The organism is Stackebrandtia soli, assembly GCF_965137155.1.
Classification (GTDB): domain Bacteria; phylum Actinomycetota; class Actinomycetes; order Mycobacteriales; family Micromonosporaceae; genus Stackebrandtia; species Stackebrandtia soli.
Genome location: NZ_CBCRZX010000012.1, coordinates 1 through 14767, shown reverse-complemented (window position 1 = coordinate 14767; position 14767 = coordinate 1). Strand labels below are relative to the sequence as shown.

The following is a 14767-nucleotide window of genomic DNA, read 5'->3' as shown; positions in this document are numbered from 1 at the left end:
CGACCAACCGGCGAACCGACCGGACCCGCGTCACCCGGCACATCATCATGGCCACCGCAGAGCGCCTGTACGCCGAGCGCGGCCTGACCGCCGTCTCCAATCGACAGATAGGGGAGGCGGCGGGACAAGGCAACAACACGGCCGTCTCGTACCACTTCGGTACGAAGACCGACCTGATTCGAGCCATCACCCGGGAGCACGGCGACCGCGTGGAGAACCACCGGGCGTCCATGGTGGCGGCCGCCGCCGGATCGGCCGACGTCCGTACGTGGATCGCCTGCATCGTCCGACCTTTCACGGAGCACCTGAACGAACTCGGCACCCCGTCATGGTTCGCCCGGTTCACCGCCCAAGCCAACACGGACCCCGCCTTCCGCGAGATCATCGCCGCCGAGTCGCTCTCGTCGAGGGCGCTCGTCCAGGCGATGGACGGTCTCAACGCCTGCCTTCCGGCCCTGCCGTTGGAGGTTCGCGTCGAACGGGGAGACATGGCCGCCCACCTGCTGCTTCACGCCGTCGCCGAACGCGAGCGGGCACTCGCCGAAGGGGCGTTCACGCCCCGAGCGACGTGGAACGACGCGGCGTCCGGCCTGGTCGACGCGCTCGCCGGACTGTGGACGGCACCTGTCGGTCGAACCGCATGACGCACACCCATCACGAAAGGCCGGTATGAAGATCACTGTGGACGAAGATAGGTGCTGCGGCGCGGGGCAGTGCGTCCTGCTCGCGCCCGACGTGTTCGACCAGCGCGATGAGGACGGAATCGTGAAACTCCTGACGGCGGAGCCGCCGACGGGAACCGAGGGCGCCGTCACCGAGGCGGCGGTCGTCTGCCCGACGGGCGCCATCCGAGTGGACGACGCGTGATCGATCGCGGTGATCCGGCCTTGATCGCCCGTGGATCGTGACGGCGTGGTCCGCTTCCGGCGGCGTTTGGAAGCGAACCACGCCCTCGCCTCGAATCGGGTAGCGGTGGCATGACTTGTCTATCCTTCTGGCGAAGACCAGAGAGGACATCCGATGAACGCCCCCGAACCACACTCGCCCAACCAGAATCGGCTCGGAGGCTTTCCTCCGCTGTACGGCCCCGTGGTGCCGTTCCTGATCGTGCTGCCGTCCTGGCCGTACTATGTGGATCAAGAGGGTTGGATCGTCCTACCGTTGTGGGAGTCGATGAACGTCTTCTTCCTACCCTTGCTGTTGCTCGCCGTCGTGCTGGTGATGGCGGTGTTCCGTCCGGATCGGATGCTCCCGCCCGTGGTGATCGGCTCCCTGGGGTTCCTGTTCACGGTCTGGCTGTTCACGCGATACGGTGCGTCCGAGACGATCGAACTCACCCCGGCGGGCACCGCGTCGTTGCTGCTGGCCATTGGATTGACCGTCCTGGCAATCGTCCATGTTCGAGTCTTGCGGAAGCTGGCAGCGAAGCGGCCGAAGAGTGAGCAGGCGGCGAAGGCGCGGACCTCGAGCGACGATACGTCGCTCCCCGACTACTACTGACATCGCGCTCGCGAAGCACCGCCATCCTCCGTGTTGTTGGGGCACAATCGATCTCGGACCGTCGTTCGACGTGTTCGCGCGTACGACCAGACTTCGGCCCCGTCGCACCGGCATCCACGCGTGGACGCCGGTGGGGCTGCCCTATCCTTCGGGCCGGAGTAGAGAGGACTTCTCATGGTCAACCAGTCGCCCGATATCGACCCGAGACGCCGCCTGAGCGGTTTCGGATCGCTGTACGGCCCCGTCATGTTGCTGGCGATCGTGCTCCCTGCATGGCCGTACTACCAGCGCGAGGACGGATCAGGGTTCATTCCACTGTGGGAGGCGATCGCCGAGGGAGAGGTCGGCGTGGTTCTGTTCGTACTGGTGATACTCGTCGCCGCGCTCATGGCGGGCGTATTCCGTCCAGATTGGATCGTCCCGCCCATCATCGTCGGCATCATCGGTCTGCTGCTCATGGCCATGCTGCTCGCGAGGTTCGGCGCCTCCGACTCCGTCGAACTCGCCCCGGCCGGCACGGCGTCCCTCCTGCTGGCCAGTGTGATGACGCTCGTCTCGATCGGTCACCTGGTCTGCGCGGTCGTCCTGGCGCAGCGACGGCGCACGGCGGCGATCTACTACCACGGGCAATCGTGATCGCCTAGCCGGCCACGTCCGGTGTGGACTCTCGGCGTCCGAACCGTCTCGATGGACGGCGGTCGCGGTCGTCGGGACACCCCCGTCGCGCGACTGGCGGTTTGTCCCCGTTGGAATCGGCGATGCTGACGCGCGTGTCTCAGTTGGACGACTCGTTGTCGCCGTGGACGATCAGGTTCCCGATCTCGCCCGAGATGACGACCCTGTTCTCGTCTCAGTTCACCGTGATCGAACCGTCGCCGATGTCGATGCGACCGCCGTCGATGATGATGTCGTCGATCTCCTGATCCGTGATCTGGACGTCGCTGCCGATGACGTTCACCTCGTCCAAAGCGTCGACGTTGATCGAGGTGTTGCTCGCCTCGATCACGAGTTCATCCCAGTCTCGGCCGCGAAGGATGGCGTTGTCACCCCGGACGACGACCTTGTCGGCGTCTTCGATGTCGCCGTCGACCTTCGACCCGGTGATCGTGACGACTCCACAGTTTCCGGTGATGGTCGGACTCGCGCCGTCGGTGTCGATCGTGACGTCCTGGCCGTCGGCGCATGTTCCACCCCCGCTCAGGTCCGTGACAGTCGCGTCGTGCTGCCCGTTGTTCGTGTCCTGTCGATCCGCGTTGGGATCGATCGACCCGTCCTCGGGCGAACACGCGGTCAAGGCCACTCCGCAGGCGACCACGGTCACGGCACGTACGAACAGAACCTTCACGGCGGCACCGTCCTCTATCGGGTGAAAAACCTCGGTTTTGGCCATCTTCGCCGAGCATAAGTGCCGACACCGTGACAGTCCGATTCATCCTTCGCGACGCGCCGACACGGTGTTCGTCCGATCGAGATCCGGCCGCACGGCCGCTCGCCAAGATCGGAGCCCGATGAAGCGTCGGGTGCCGTATTCATCGATATAGGACTCTTCTGGTGCCGGCAGGAACGTCGGGGAGTCGGCTCTCGGCCGAAGGACGGGAGGCTGGACATCCTGGACGGACCGAGTGTCCGGTACTCGTCTGGAGTTCAGGCAGGTTCCTCAGAGGCGTCCCTGTTGACCGCGTCCGTGGTCGTGGACGCCTTAAGCAGGGTGAGACGAAGTTCCGCGTCACCGCGCAGTTGGCGCATGGCCCGTCGTCGTGACGGTCGGGTGGCCACCACGAAGTGGCCGTAGGCGTCCGCCGCGGAGTCGGCGCGGTCCGCCAGTTCGTGTGCCCGCCCCTGCCAGTACCAGGCGGTATGGCTGCTGGGGGAGAGCCGCAACGCCTTTCGCGCGTTGGCGATGGCCGTCTCGATGCTGCCGGCCCCGATCTCCTCGTGCAACGCGATGATCGCGGCTGCCCAATCGAGTAGGACGTCGGCGTCCTCTGGGGAACGGCGAGCCGCTTCGGCGGCCTCCGCGAGCCGCGCGTTCAAGACGTTGGGGCGACGACGCGTCCGACGGCAGGGCGCGCAACGGATCGGGCGCGAGTCGAAGCTGAATCCCAAGGCCTCGTACCAGAATCGCTGTTCGGTGGCGGAGAAGACGAAGTCGGCGTGGCAGTCCAGGCACCGCCGTCGGTCGTCGGCGTAGAAGTACTTCGGGCCCCACATGCCCCGGTTCTGACGGTCGGGGTCGGCGAGTACGGTTCCAGCCGGTGGCCGTCTACCCTCCAAAGGGGAGTTCCACAGGGCTCCGTGCTCGGGGTGCAGTTCTCGAGTCACCGGCGAGGGGGCGTTGTAACTCATGTCGTCGAGGGTAGGGCGGGCTGTCTCGTTTCGGGTCGAGTTCCGTGCCCCAGCGCAACCGAATCGGGTGGCGGCGCCCCACTGACAGAAGGCCTCGGGATGGCCGATCACGCTGGTGAAGCGGCCGAACGGTTCGAAGCCGAACGTCCGATTCTCTACGGGCCGGGCGTTGAGCACTTCACGCGTGATCCCGCGGAATGCGGTCGTATATGGATACCCGGGTCAGCGTCGGCTCAGCGTCGTCGTCGATTCGACACGGGACAGTTTCTCCGGGTTGCGGACATAGTAGAGGCCGATGATTCGGGCGCCCTCGACGCGGAACGCCATGACGCCGTCGACGTCCCCGTTCAGACGTACGAGAAGTGCCGGATTCCCGTTGACCACGGTGAGCGTGGCGCTGATCGCTCCGTGGTTCTTGTCGTAGCCGCCATGTATCAGTCGACCCACCTTGTCGGCACCGACGATGGGTCGCGGCGGAGCCGGTTTGACTCCGCCCCCATCGCTCACGAGTACGACCTCCGGGGCGAGCACGCTCATGAGTCCATGGAGGTCGTTCGTCTCGATCGCGCGCCGAAACGACTCCAGCGCGGCTCGGGTCTCACGTGGGGAGACCGTCTGAAGGGGACGCCGGGCGTCGACGTGGCGACGGGCGCGGTGCGCGATCTGACGCACGGCGGTGGGGCTTTTGCCGACGGCGGCGGCGATCTCGTCGTAGTCGGTGTCGAAGACCTCGCGCAGCACGAAGACGGCGCGCTCCGTCGGCGACAGGGTCTCGAGAACGAGCATGAGAGCCATCGACACGGCCTCGGCGAGTTCGACGTCCTCGGCCACGTCCGGAGAAGTGAGCACCGGTTCGGGCAGCCACTGGCCGATGTAAGTCTCCTTGCGACGTCTCATGGCGCGCAACCTGTTGAGTGCCTGCCGGGTCGTGATCCTCACGAGATAGGCGCGCTGATCGCGGACGTCCTCCATATCGACCTTCGCCCACCGCAGCCAGGTCTCCTGGAGGACGTCCTCTGCCTCGACCGCGGAGCCGAGGACTTCGTAGGCGACGGTGAAGAGCAGGTTCCGATGGGCGACAAAGGCCGTGGTCGCCGCATCGGTGGCGTGGTCGTCCATCTGATTCCCATCCGGCGCGGCCGACCCGAGGCGTCGTACCGCGCGTTCACATCGAGGTCGATCGGATCGTGCCATGCGCACTCGTCAGCCGGTGAACGGCTCGAGAACGAAACGGCCCCACGCGACGAAGGCCGCGATGACGAGATAGACCAGGTTGAGCATCACGAGCGGGACCTGGCCGAAGCGGCCGTGAGTGATCATCGCGCCGACCATGAGCACGACCCAGCAGACGGCGGTCACCGGCACCAGGATCGGCGCGATGTCGAGGACGGCGGGCAGGACGAGCCCGACCGCGGCCAGGAGTTCAAGTGCCCCAAGGGTCTTGACGAAGCCGACGCTGACGTGTCCGGTCCATTTCCCGCCCTCGTGCACTGCCAGCCTCTCCTTGGGTACGAACGACTTGCTGACGCCACCGGCCAAGGCGATCAACGCCAGCAGTCCGGCGGCGATCCACAGTGCGACATTCATGGGGCTCTCCTTCGTTCTCTGGGTTCGGGCACAAGACACCACGCGACAGAACGTTGTGACATCACATGACCCAGATCACAATGCGAGGCTGTGCCGAGGCTTTCGGGGCGCACCCTCCGCCACCGTCGCGTCCTCGGTTTCGTTCCGGTGTGGACGCTCGTTCGTGGACGAGGAGAGTCGCCATTAACCAAGGGGCGCAAGAGATCCAGTTCCAATCTGATTCACTATGACGGACACTTCGAGTACTAGTGCGAAGCAGTGAAGGCAGCTTTCGATGAGAAGACATGTGTGGATCGGCATCGGTGTCATCGTTCTGGGCGTGGTCGTCGGCCTGTGGGGCGAGATCATGTCGGCGTTGCCGCTGACCTGCCAAGGCAATCCGTTCCCAGCGAACGGCGAATGCAAGGTCGGCGAAGGAGAGTGGATGACCCTCGCCGAAGCGATCGAATCACGTGAGATCACCGCCCGTCGGGCGCCGTTCCTGGGCCTCGCGATCGGCCTAGTCGGGGTCGGCATCATCCTGTACGCCAAACGCCGCGCACGCCTCGTCGAATCCACCCCCAACGTCAATCCGCGACCCGATGACATCGGCGAACCGGTCGCTCGGTGGGCGTTGACCCAAGACCGGACGATCACCGCGTTGAGCGGCGGTTTCGCCTTGACGGACGGCTACGGCGCGACCTCCTGGTATCGATGGCGCGATTTCAACGACATTCGCGTCGAACCCTTCGAGCGCAACAAGGTCGGCGGCTTCAACAAGTGGCGGACCGTCATCCAGCTGTGGGACCAGCCGACGAACCTCAAACTCGTCACCAACTCCGTCGAACTCACCGCCTTTCTCCAGCACGCTTACGAGTCGGCCACGGACGCGAACAAGGACGTGGTCCGCCACGCGCTCGCCGCCAACACCTCCATCGCCGCCGATCGCAAGGGCACGATCCTCTTGGACGCGGCGGGATTGACGAAGCTGTCCGGGAAGTCCTCCCATCGACTGACCTGGTCCGAGATCGCGTCCATCGAGTACGACGAACGCAGCGAGCGGACGGTCGTCATCGCGTCCGCCATTCCCGGGAAACCGTGGGTTCGATTCCGCTCGGCGACGGCACGCGGAGCGGCCGTCAACGACATCGCCTACGAACTTCTGACGGCGAACCGTTCCTGACCCGCGTCGCGCTCCGGATATGGTGCGCCCCAGCGAGTTCCGCTTGGCGGTACGCTCGAATTCGGGGTGAGGACACCGCCATGGCCATCGGGATTTCCTTGCCGTCCAAGGGTTTCCCGGTGGACCGGAGTCGTTCGTCCTGTTATCGCCTGCCCCGGTGCGGCCCGGTGGGCTGACGATTGAGCGGGGCGACCCTGATAACAGTACGACTGTATGATTCTGACGTGCCGAGGGTAGCTGACCATGACGAACGTCGCGCGCAGATCGCGCGGGCTTTTCAACGACTACTGGCCGAGGAGGGCTACGCGGCCGTCTCGTTCTCCCGAGTGGCGGCCGAGGCCGGATTCTCGGTCGGCCTGATCCAGCACTACTTCGCGAACAAGGACGTGTTGCTGCGGTTCGCCTACGAGGACGCGCTCGATCAGCTGAGCCGACGAATCCGCGTCCGGGTCCGCAACGGGGAGGCGGCCGGTCGCTCGGTCGCCGAGGTGCTGCTGGACACCCTGTCCGAACTCCTGCCGCTCGACGAAGAGCGCGAGGTCGAACACCGTGTGCGGCAGGGATTGCAGACGCAAGCCCTGCACAACGACGGTCTCGCCGAGGTCGCCCGACGGTCCGGGGGCGACATACTCGGCTACGTCACGGCCGTAGTGCGGAGCGGGCTTGAACGGGGGGAGGTTCCGTCGGGCACGGACCCGGTGGTGGCGGCTCGCATGATCCTCGCCGTGGCGCAGGGCCTGGCCGAGCAGGTGAACCTCTCGGGACCGGAGGCGTTCCCGGCTCGCGAGGTGCTGGCCGTCGGCATCGCCGCGGTCTTCCCGGAGCGCGAGGGCGTCGAAGACCACTGAACCCCACCTCCGCTTGGTTGGGCAAAAGTCCCGCTTGGTTGGGCAAATTGCGAAAACACGCCTGTTTCGAACATTTGCCCAACCAAGCGAGGCGTTTAACCAACCAAGCGGACGGAGGGCATGCCCTTGTTTCGGTGGGGCGTGCGCCCGGCAATTTTTAGCAATATGATCATATTGCTAAGATGGCGATCATGAACGTTATTTCGTCGAGCAGTGGCAGCGATCGACCCTCACGTGCCGACCAGGAGGTACCCATGACCGATTCCGCCACCGTGCGGCTGAGTCACGGCGCCGTCCGTGGGCTGCGGCTCGACGGACACCTGTCGTTTCGGGGCATCCCCTATGCCGCGCCGCCGGTCGGCGACCGGCGCTGGTGCCCGCCGGCCGCGGTCGAGTCATGGTCGGGCGTCCTCGACGCGACCGAGCCCGGAAGCCCCGCGCCTCAGTCCGCCCAGTCCTTCGCCGACGTCACCTCACTGGACGAGGACTGCCTGACGCTGGAGGTCACCGTGCCCGAGGCACCGGCGACCGGCCGCCCGGTGTTGGTGTGGCTGCACGGCGGCGGCGGAACCAACGGCTCGACGACCGACTTCGACGCCGGACGGTTGGCCGTCACCGGTGACCTCATCGTGGTGAAGCCGACCTTCCGGCTCGGCGTGCTCGCCTGCTTCGGGCATCCCGGAATCCCCGACGGCGGAAGTTTCGGCGTTCAGGACCAGCAGGCCGCGTTGCGTTGGGTGCGCGACGAGATCGCTCGCTTCGGCGGAGATCCGGGGAACGTGACCCTGGTCGGAGAGTCCTACGGCGCACTCACCGTGTCCGCCCACCTGGTGTCGCCCGGCTCAGCCGGACTGTTCCACCGGGCGATCCTGCAAAGTGGATTCGCCATCATGGGCCCGACCCCCGCGAACACTTTCATCCCAGGCGTTCCCGAGTTGCCCGCGAATTGGATCCCGGCCGCCGAGTTGGACGAGTTGGGCGCCGTCACCGCCGTCGATCACGGTTGGGCGAGCGCTGGCGATGATCCGGAATCCACGATGGAGCGACTGCGGCAGGTTCCGGTGGTTGACCTGCTCGCGGTGTCGGGCGCGTTCATCAGGCCCGCGTTCGGAGGAACGGTACTGCCCGAGTCGCCGGGCGTTGCGCTGGCAGCCGGACGCGTCCACCGGGTTCCGGTGTTGCTCGGCACCGCGCGGGACGAAGCGCGGTTCTTCGTCTCGCTGTTCGCCGACCTGGCTGGAAGTCCCGTCACCGCCGAAAGCTATCCGCGTTTGCTGGCCGAGGCGTTCGGTGCCGACGCCGAACGTGTCGCCGCCCGATACCCGCTCGACCGTTTCTCGACTCCGAGCCTCGCCTGGGCGCAGATCGCGACCGACCGGGCGTGGGCACGACCGACTTGGGAACTGGGCCGCGCCCTCGCCGCAGTCACCGGCACGTGGTTCTACGAGTTCGCCGACCCCGACGCCCCGCCGACGGTGCCTATCCCTGGTTTCCCCACCGGTGCCGTGCACGCGGCCGAACTGCCGTACCAGTTCGACCTGCCGGGCGGTTCTCCGCTCTCGACGGAGCAGCGTGATCTCGCCGAGACCATGAACCGGTACTGGGCGGCCTTCGCGCGTGACGGCGACCCCGCCGGCGAGGACCTTCCCGTGTGGCCGGGCTTCGGTGCCGGGCATGTCCAATCCCTGGCGCCGCAGGCGATCGGTGGTGTCGACTACGCGGGGGACCACCGGCTCGACTTCTGGGCCGAGCTTGGCTGAGGCGACGCCGTCGTTCGTGAACCTCAGGTCCGCGCGGGTGGGAGCGTCCCGGGAGGCGGTGCCGCTCTTCGGTTCGGGGGCCACACTTGGCGCGAACGGTGGTGGTGAGTAGCGAGGTCCGGCGACGGGTGGCGGCATGTTCCCACGTGGACATTCAGACGTCCATCGTGGTGCGGCTACCTCCCCGGTCCGAGCTTCTCCGGTGGGGTGCGTTGGCCTGAACGGAATACGGACAGGCCAGCGTCGAAGTCCATTGCGGAACTGGCGAACAGGGCCGAACCGTCCGGGGCGACATAGACCTTGCCTCCGCCGCGCACGGTGTGCAGCACACAGACGCCGAGCCGATCGGGGAGCTCGACCACTCTCAACGTCGCTTCGTCGGAATATGGTGCGAGGCACGCCTTCCCGATCTCGGCCAGTCCGGCGAGCGCGCTCTCCGTCAGTAGTTCCGTGACCGGCCATGATGGATCGTAAAGGCGCATGATCGCCTCTTCGCTCCGATCCGCGATCATCGCGAATCGCAGTGCCTCGCTCTTGCCTCCGAGGGAGTTCGGGAACCGGGCCGAGCGTCTTCCGTTGTCCGACCAGGAGAGGACGAGTTCCGCGTCGACCTCGGTGAGGCTGAATCCCGCGCGCATCGGATCCGTGGGGGACCGCAGAACCAACCGAGGGAGCCGGGCTTGGGCGCGTACGCCGTCCCCCAGGACCGCGACGAGGAAGCGGCGGACGACGTCGAGGTCGTCGCTGGCGATCAGCAACCGTGGGCGGGATCCCCGGTCCGACTTGCCGAGTTCGAATCGGCCGGCGCGTTCGACGACGGTGAACAGCAGCTCCATGTCGCCGAAGTTCAGGACGGCGTCCACCTTCGGGAACGACGTGTACCGGCCCTTCTCCGCGAAGGTGGCGAGCTGTGCGTCGGCGACCCTGGACATCTCGCTGCTCCTCACCTCGGGGGACGAGTTGGTGGCGCGAGTGTATCCGGCATGCGGGGTCGTGTCGTCGCCGCGATCGCGGCTGAGCTGGCGTTTCACCAGTGTGTCGGAGGTGTCTGGCATGATCCGATGGCATTCGGATGGGGGAGGGAGACAGCGGTGTCGGACGGTGATCAGGGGTACGAGAGCGCGGCACGACCGGAGGATCTGAGTCGCCTCATCGTCGAACGGCTGAACGCGGGTGACGTCGACGCCTTGGTCGCGTTGTACGAACCGGACGCGGTCCTGGCCTTGCCGGAAGGTCGCGTCGCGACGGGCTCGGGCGAGATCCGGGAGACGTACCGGCGACTCCTCACGGACGGTCCGACGTTCGCGCCGGGCCGACAACTGACCACTGTGCGCAACGGCGACCTGGCGTTGACCTCGGTGCGGTTGGCCGACGGCACCGTCACCGTCGAGGTGGCTCGCCGCCAGACGGACGGCACGTGGCGGTGGGTGATCGACCAGCCGAACCTTCTCGATTAGGAACGCCGGTTTCTTCGAGTTCGACTGGCGGACAACGGAACTGTCAGGTCCTGGACTGTCGCCCGGACCGGTATCGTTCGCGACGCGAGGGGCCGGGCCCCTCGCGTCGCGCACCTCGTCACGTCGCGTCGATGAGGCCGCTACTGAGCAGGGCGATCACGAACACGCCGAGCGCGACGCGGTACCAGACGAAGATGTAGACGCTGTGCTTGGCGACCCACTTCAGGAGCCAGTGGACGGCGGCGAGCCCGACACCGAAGGCGATCACCGTCGCGACGACCATTTGCGCCGTCGTCGGAATGAGGCCCACACTGGACGGAGCGAACGCGTCGGGGAGGCTGTAGAGGCCCGATCCGAGCACCGCCGGAATCGCCAGCAGGAACGAGTATCGCGCGGCGACGGCGCGGTCGATGCCGAGGAAGAGCCCGGCCGTCATCGTCGCGCCGGAACGGGAGACGCCCGGGATGAGGGCGCCCGCCTGCGCGAAACCGAGCAGCACGGCGTCCTTCCGTGTGAACGTGTCATAGGACCGGGTCTTGCTGCCGAGCCGTTCGGCGACGCCCAACAGCAGACCGAAGGCGATCAGGCTGGCCGAGACCAGCCACAGGTTCCTCGCCTGGTCGCGGATCTCGTCCTTGAAGAGCAGTCCGAGGACGACGATCGGGATCGTGCCGATGATCACGTACCAGGCGAGTCGGTATTCGACGGTCGCCCGGACGGCCTTGTCCCGGAAACCGAGGAACCACGCCTTCAGCATTCGGCCGATGTCGGACGCGAAGTACAGCAGGACGGCCGCTTCCGTGCCGAGCTGGGTGACGGCCGTGAACGACGCGCCCGCGTCGGCGTCGAAGAAGAGCGCCGAAGCGAGTCGCATGTGAGCGGACGACGAGATAGGCAGCATCTCGGTGAGCCCCTGGATGACGCCGAGGACGATCGTCTCCAGCCAGGTCATGTTCACGAACGGCCTCCACGTGAGTTCCTTGTGCTCGAAGCAGAGCCGGTTCACGATATCCGCTGCCGAATCCATTCCGTCCACAGCGGGGCGCTTCGCGCGGACGCTGTGACGGTCAGGGAGCCGACACGACGTCGGCGGTCACACCACGATCGCGTTCACGACCGACCAACCACCGTCGACTTCGGACATCGTGAGGACGATTCGGCTCTGGTCGACCTTGCCGCCCTCGATGGACGAGCTCTGAGTCGTCTGATTCACGAAGGCGAGGATCTCGACGGCGTCTGGGTTCACCGCCCATTCGTCATCGGTGAACCTCAGGTTCGGGTCGCCAGTCCAGAATGTAGTGAGAATGGATGGTCGTCACCTACTGGTAGGAGCCGGTTCCCGTGATTGTGGGCGGCGGTTGGGCTTCGAATGCGGAGCGGGCGCGGTGAGTCAGGGGGATGATCGCGATCGCGGGGGAGGCGCACGCCATGAGCATGCCCGTGGTGTCAAATTCGAGCCCGGTCGCGGCCAACAGGACCACCGTTGCGGCGACGATCGTGTACTGCGTGCCGAGGGCGATGCCCCGGAACGTCGAGGAGGGTGGAAGGGCCGCCAGCGCCCAGCCGGTGATGGCCGCGGCGACGATCGCCGAGGTGAACAGGGGAACCGCCACCATGAACTCGTCGTACTCGCGGTCGGTGGCGGTGGCCAGTTCGTCGATGCTGACCAGCCAGCCGATGACCAGGGCCGTCAGTTGGAGCCCGGCCAAGGCGCGCGCCGCGTGGACCGTCTTCGGCATGTTCGGTGCCGCGACGTCGGAGAAGCGATGGGACGAGACGTTGAGGAGCGTGAGGACGATGGTCGCCATCGCCCCGGACAGTGTGAAGCAGATGACGCCGTCATCGCCGTCGATTCCGAACAGGGCGACCGTCACGCCGACGAGGGCGACGGCCCCGTACTGGGCTCCGAGGGCGAGCCGGCGGTGCGGTATCCGTCGCGGCCGCAGTCTGAGAATCACGGCGCTGCCGACGGACAAGAGCAACAGGATCAGGAACATCGCGAGCGCGCCCGGCCTCGACCCCGGGTAGTCCTCCAGCGCGGCATAGCTCGACGAATGCAGGTTGTCGACGACGATGACGGCTCCTACGCCGAGCGTCGCCGCCTGCACCCAGCCCAGGATTTCCGCGACGAGTAGGGGTGATAGGTGACGCGTGGCCATAGGGCGCTCGGTGTTGCCGTCGAACAATTGTTGAGTGTGGATCAAGAGCGGGACGAAGATGAGAGCCGGGGCCGAGATCAGGAGCGGGAAGAAGCGTGCGTCGTCGTGTTCGTTGACCGCTAGGCCGGTGAGCCCGATAGGTATGAGCGTGGCGATCGCGACGACGGCAGTCCACAATGCTGCGGATCCCCGCCGATAGAGGAGTGTTCCGGTCGTGCCGGTGGTGGCGACGATCGTGCCGATCACGCTGACGATCGCCCCGCCGAGGTAGTCGTCGTTGCCGTCGGCTGCGACGAACATCCCGATGGTGCCGCCCAGGAAGAGTACTGCTTGGACGGCGGTCAGTCCCTGGATGACGCGAAACCAGGCAGGGACGTGTCGGGGTGCGATCGACGCGTTCGGTCCCGCCGTCAGCGGTGGCGAGACCGGCGCGCTGACCGGGTTCGGCGGCGTCGCGACCGGTGGACCGGACGGCCAGCCCACCATGGGCGGGCTCGACGGCGGAACGGGCGGGCTCGATGGTCGGACCGCGGGCGAGACCATGGCGGGGATCGGTGCGGGCGTGTGGACTCGACTCTTGTCCGATCGCTGCCGTGGTGCAACGATCTGATCGGTTCGGGGTGTCGACGCCTCGTCGATCAGTCCGATGGAGAAGGTCGCGCCGTGGGCGACGACGAGTTCGGGCTGGTCGATGATCGTCGGGGCGATCCCGGTCTCGCGGTGCAGCATGGTCGCGACGAGCGGCATCCGGCTGGCGCCGCCGACGAGGAACAGGCCGGCGATGCGGTCCGGGGTGAGCGTGGAGGAACGGATGACGGCTCTGGTCACCCGGATGGCGCGGGCCAGCAGCGGCCCCGTGAGGGCCTCGAGTTCCTCCCGGGTCAGGTGTGTCTCCTCTCCGATGAGCGGGACGACGAGTTCCGTCCGGTTGTGCCGGGACAGTTGCTCCTTCGCCGAGCGGACGTCGTCGATGAACAGACGGTGCATTCGCCGATCATCCGGCGACTGTGGACTCATCAGGCGCGCCCATTCCGGCTTGTCGCCGTATCGGGTTCCGAGGTGTTCGATGAGCCGGTGGTCGATGTCGACTCCTCCGAGGTCTTCGGCGCCGTCCACGGTGACCACTCGGAACCCCGACACCGAACGTTCCACAGCGGACACGTCGAGAGTGCCGCCGCCGAAGTCGAAGACGACGACCGAGGAACCATCCACGATGGTGTTGTGCCAACCGAAGTACATCGCCGCCGCCACCGGTTCCGGCAACAGTCGCGGCCCGGGGTATCCGGCCGCCATCGCGGCGTCCTCCAACGCCAGCCGCCGGGTCGGGCCCCAGGTCGCGGGATGGGTGAGCGTCGTCGGAGGGACGGCGCCGTACACCCGGACGGTCTCCTGACGCACCCTCCGGAGCACGGCCGCGAACACGTCGATGATCGACGGTTCGGCGTCTCCCAAGAGGAGCGCTCCGTCGTCGACGCGCCGCTTCGGGTTCGGCTCGAATCGGGTCGGGTCTATCCGGGCGGAATGCAGGGCATCCCTACCGGTGCGCAGCTGCCCGTCGTTGGCGGCGTACACGGCGGACGCCAGCAGCGGTGAACCGTCGAACATCAACGGTGTCATCGAACCGTCGTCGTGACGTAGGACGGCGACGGTGTGCGAGGTGCCGAAGTCGACACCAAGGTGGACAGGGGAGGACATCGTTCAAATCTAGGCGAAACCGGACGACGACGCGAGCGCCCCCGCCGAGGCGCGTTCTCGTGATCTCGTTCAGCGGCAGGCCGACCCGTCGACGTCCATCCATCATGGCTGATCGGATCACGGAGGCGATCGACTCGGGCTGCCCCGCACTCCTCATGGGCTGTGCCGATTTCCGCTTGGTTGGGCAAACGCTCCGCTTGGTTGGGCAAATTGCGAAAACACGCCTAATTCGAGAATTTGCCCAACCAAGCGG

At 66.5% G+C, this 14767-nt stretch carries 16 protein-coding genes; 8 read left to right on the top strand and 8 right to left on the bottom strand.

Going from position 1 to position 14767, the window contains the following annotated elements; genetic code table 11:
- The first annotated feature begins 47 nt into the window (after positions 1-47).
- From ACM9NP_RS09655 to ACM9NP_RS09640, 4 genes are all read left to right on the top strand, one after another.
- Positions 48-644: a TetR/AcrR family transcriptional regulator gene (locus tag ACM9NP_RS09655; RefSeq protein ID WP_415646378.1), complete on the top strand. Its 597-nt coding sequence runs from the start codon at positions 48-50 to the stop codon at positions 642-644.
- Positions 645-669: 25 nt separating this feature from the next.
- Positions 670-867 carry a ferredoxin gene (locus ACM9NP_RS09650; protein ID WP_415646296.1) on the top strand — a complete coding sequence of 66 codons (198 nt, stop codon included), beginning with the start codon at positions 670-672 and terminating at the stop codon, positions 865-867.
- Positions 868-1020: 153 nt separating this feature from the next.
- A complete protein-coding gene (locus tag ACM9NP_RS09645) occupies positions 1021-1500 on the top strand; it encodes a hypothetical protein (protein ID WP_415646295.1) in 480 nt (159 codons plus the stop codon).
- A gap of 174 nt (positions 1501-1674) precedes the next feature.
- On the top strand, positions 1675-2136 hold the full coding sequence (locus tag ACM9NP_RS09640) for a hypothetical protein (protein WP_415646294.1): 462 nt from the start codon (positions 1675-1677) through the stop codon (positions 2134-2136).
- A 214-nt stretch (positions 2137-2350) separates the two neighbouring features.
- On the opposite strand, the gene ACM9NP_RS09635 is transcribed toward ACM9NP_RS09640, so the two are convergent.
- From ACM9NP_RS09635 to ACM9NP_RS09620, 4 genes are all read right to left on the bottom strand, one after another.
- Positions 2351-2890: a hypothetical protein gene (locus tag ACM9NP_RS09635; protein ID WP_415646293.1), complete on the bottom strand. Its 540-nt coding sequence runs from the start codon at positions 2888-2890 to the stop codon at positions 2351-2353.
- A 254-nt stretch (positions 2891-3144) separates the two neighbouring features.
- Entirely contained in the window at positions 3145-3846 is a 702-nt protein-coding gene (locus tag ACM9NP_RS09630; RefSeq protein ID WP_415646292.1) for a zinc-ribbon domain-containing protein, read from the bottom strand.
- Between the two features lie 222 nt (positions 3847-4068).
- A complete protein-coding gene (locus tag ACM9NP_RS09625; RefSeq protein WP_415646291.1) occupies positions 4069-4965 on the bottom strand; it encodes an RNA polymerase sigma-70 factor in 897 nt (298 codons plus the stop codon).
- Positions 4966-5049: 84 nt separating this feature from the next.
- On the bottom strand, positions 5050-5433 hold the full coding sequence (locus ACM9NP_RS09620; protein WP_415646290.1) for a DoxX family protein: 384 nt from the start codon (positions 5431-5433) through the stop codon (positions 5050-5052).
- A 274-nt stretch (positions 5434-5707) separates the two neighbouring features.
- Here ACM9NP_RS09620 and ACM9NP_RS09615 point away from each other — a divergent pair, with 274 nt between their 5' ends.
- From ACM9NP_RS09615 to ACM9NP_RS09605, 3 genes are all read left to right on the top strand, one after another.
- A complete protein-coding gene (locus ACM9NP_RS09615; RefSeq protein WP_415646289.1) occupies positions 5708-6595 on the top strand; it encodes a hypothetical protein in 888 nt (295 codons plus the stop codon).
- A gap of 224 nt (positions 6596-6819) precedes the next feature.
- Positions 6820-7443: a TetR/AcrR family transcriptional regulator gene (locus ACM9NP_RS09610; RefSeq protein WP_415646288.1), complete on the top strand. Its 624-nt coding sequence runs from the start codon at positions 6820-6822 to the stop codon at positions 7441-7443.
- A 254-nt stretch (positions 7444-7697) separates the two neighbouring features.
- Complete coding sequence (locus ACM9NP_RS09605) at positions 7698-9203, top strand: carboxylesterase/lipase family protein (protein ID WP_415646287.1); 1506 nt, start codon at positions 7698-7700, stop codon at positions 9201-9203.
- A 176-nt stretch (positions 9204-9379) separates the two neighbouring features.
- Here ACM9NP_RS09605 and ACM9NP_RS09600 read toward each other — a convergent pair whose 3' ends face one another.
- Complete coding sequence (locus tag ACM9NP_RS09600; RefSeq protein WP_415646286.1) at positions 9380-10258, bottom strand: Imm61 family immunity protein; 879 nt, start codon at positions 10256-10258, stop codon at positions 9380-9382.
- 36 nt (positions 10259-10294) lie between these two features.
- On the opposite strand from ACM9NP_RS09600, the gene ACM9NP_RS09595 reads away from it, so the two are divergent.
- Positions 10295-10660 carry a YybH family protein gene (locus ACM9NP_RS09595; RefSeq protein WP_415646285.1) on the top strand — a complete coding sequence of 122 codons (366 nt, stop codon included), beginning with the start codon at positions 10295-10297 and terminating at the stop codon, positions 10658-10660.
- Positions 10661-10778: 118 nt separating this feature from the next.
- On the opposite strand, the gene ACM9NP_RS09590 is transcribed toward ACM9NP_RS09595, so the two are convergent.
- From ACM9NP_RS09590 to ACM9NP_RS09580, 3 genes are all read right to left on the bottom strand, one after another.
- On the bottom strand, positions 10779-11612 hold the full coding sequence (locus tag ACM9NP_RS09590) for an undecaprenyl-diphosphate phosphatase (protein WP_415646377.1): 834 nt from the start codon (positions 11610-11612) through the stop codon (positions 10779-10781).
- 141 nt (positions 11613-11753) lie between these two features.
- The gene (locus tag ACM9NP_RS09585; protein ID WP_415646284.1) at positions 11754-11906 is read right to left on the bottom strand and encodes a hypothetical protein; all 153 of its coding nucleotides are present in this window, start codon (positions 11904-11906) and stop codon (positions 11754-11756) included.
- A gap of 73 nt (positions 11907-11979) precedes the next feature.
- A complete protein-coding gene (locus ACM9NP_RS09580; RefSeq protein WP_415646283.1) occupies positions 11980-14514 on the bottom strand; it encodes an Hsp70 family protein in 2535 nt (844 codons plus the stop codon).
- Positions 14515-14767: the final 253 nt, after the last annotated feature.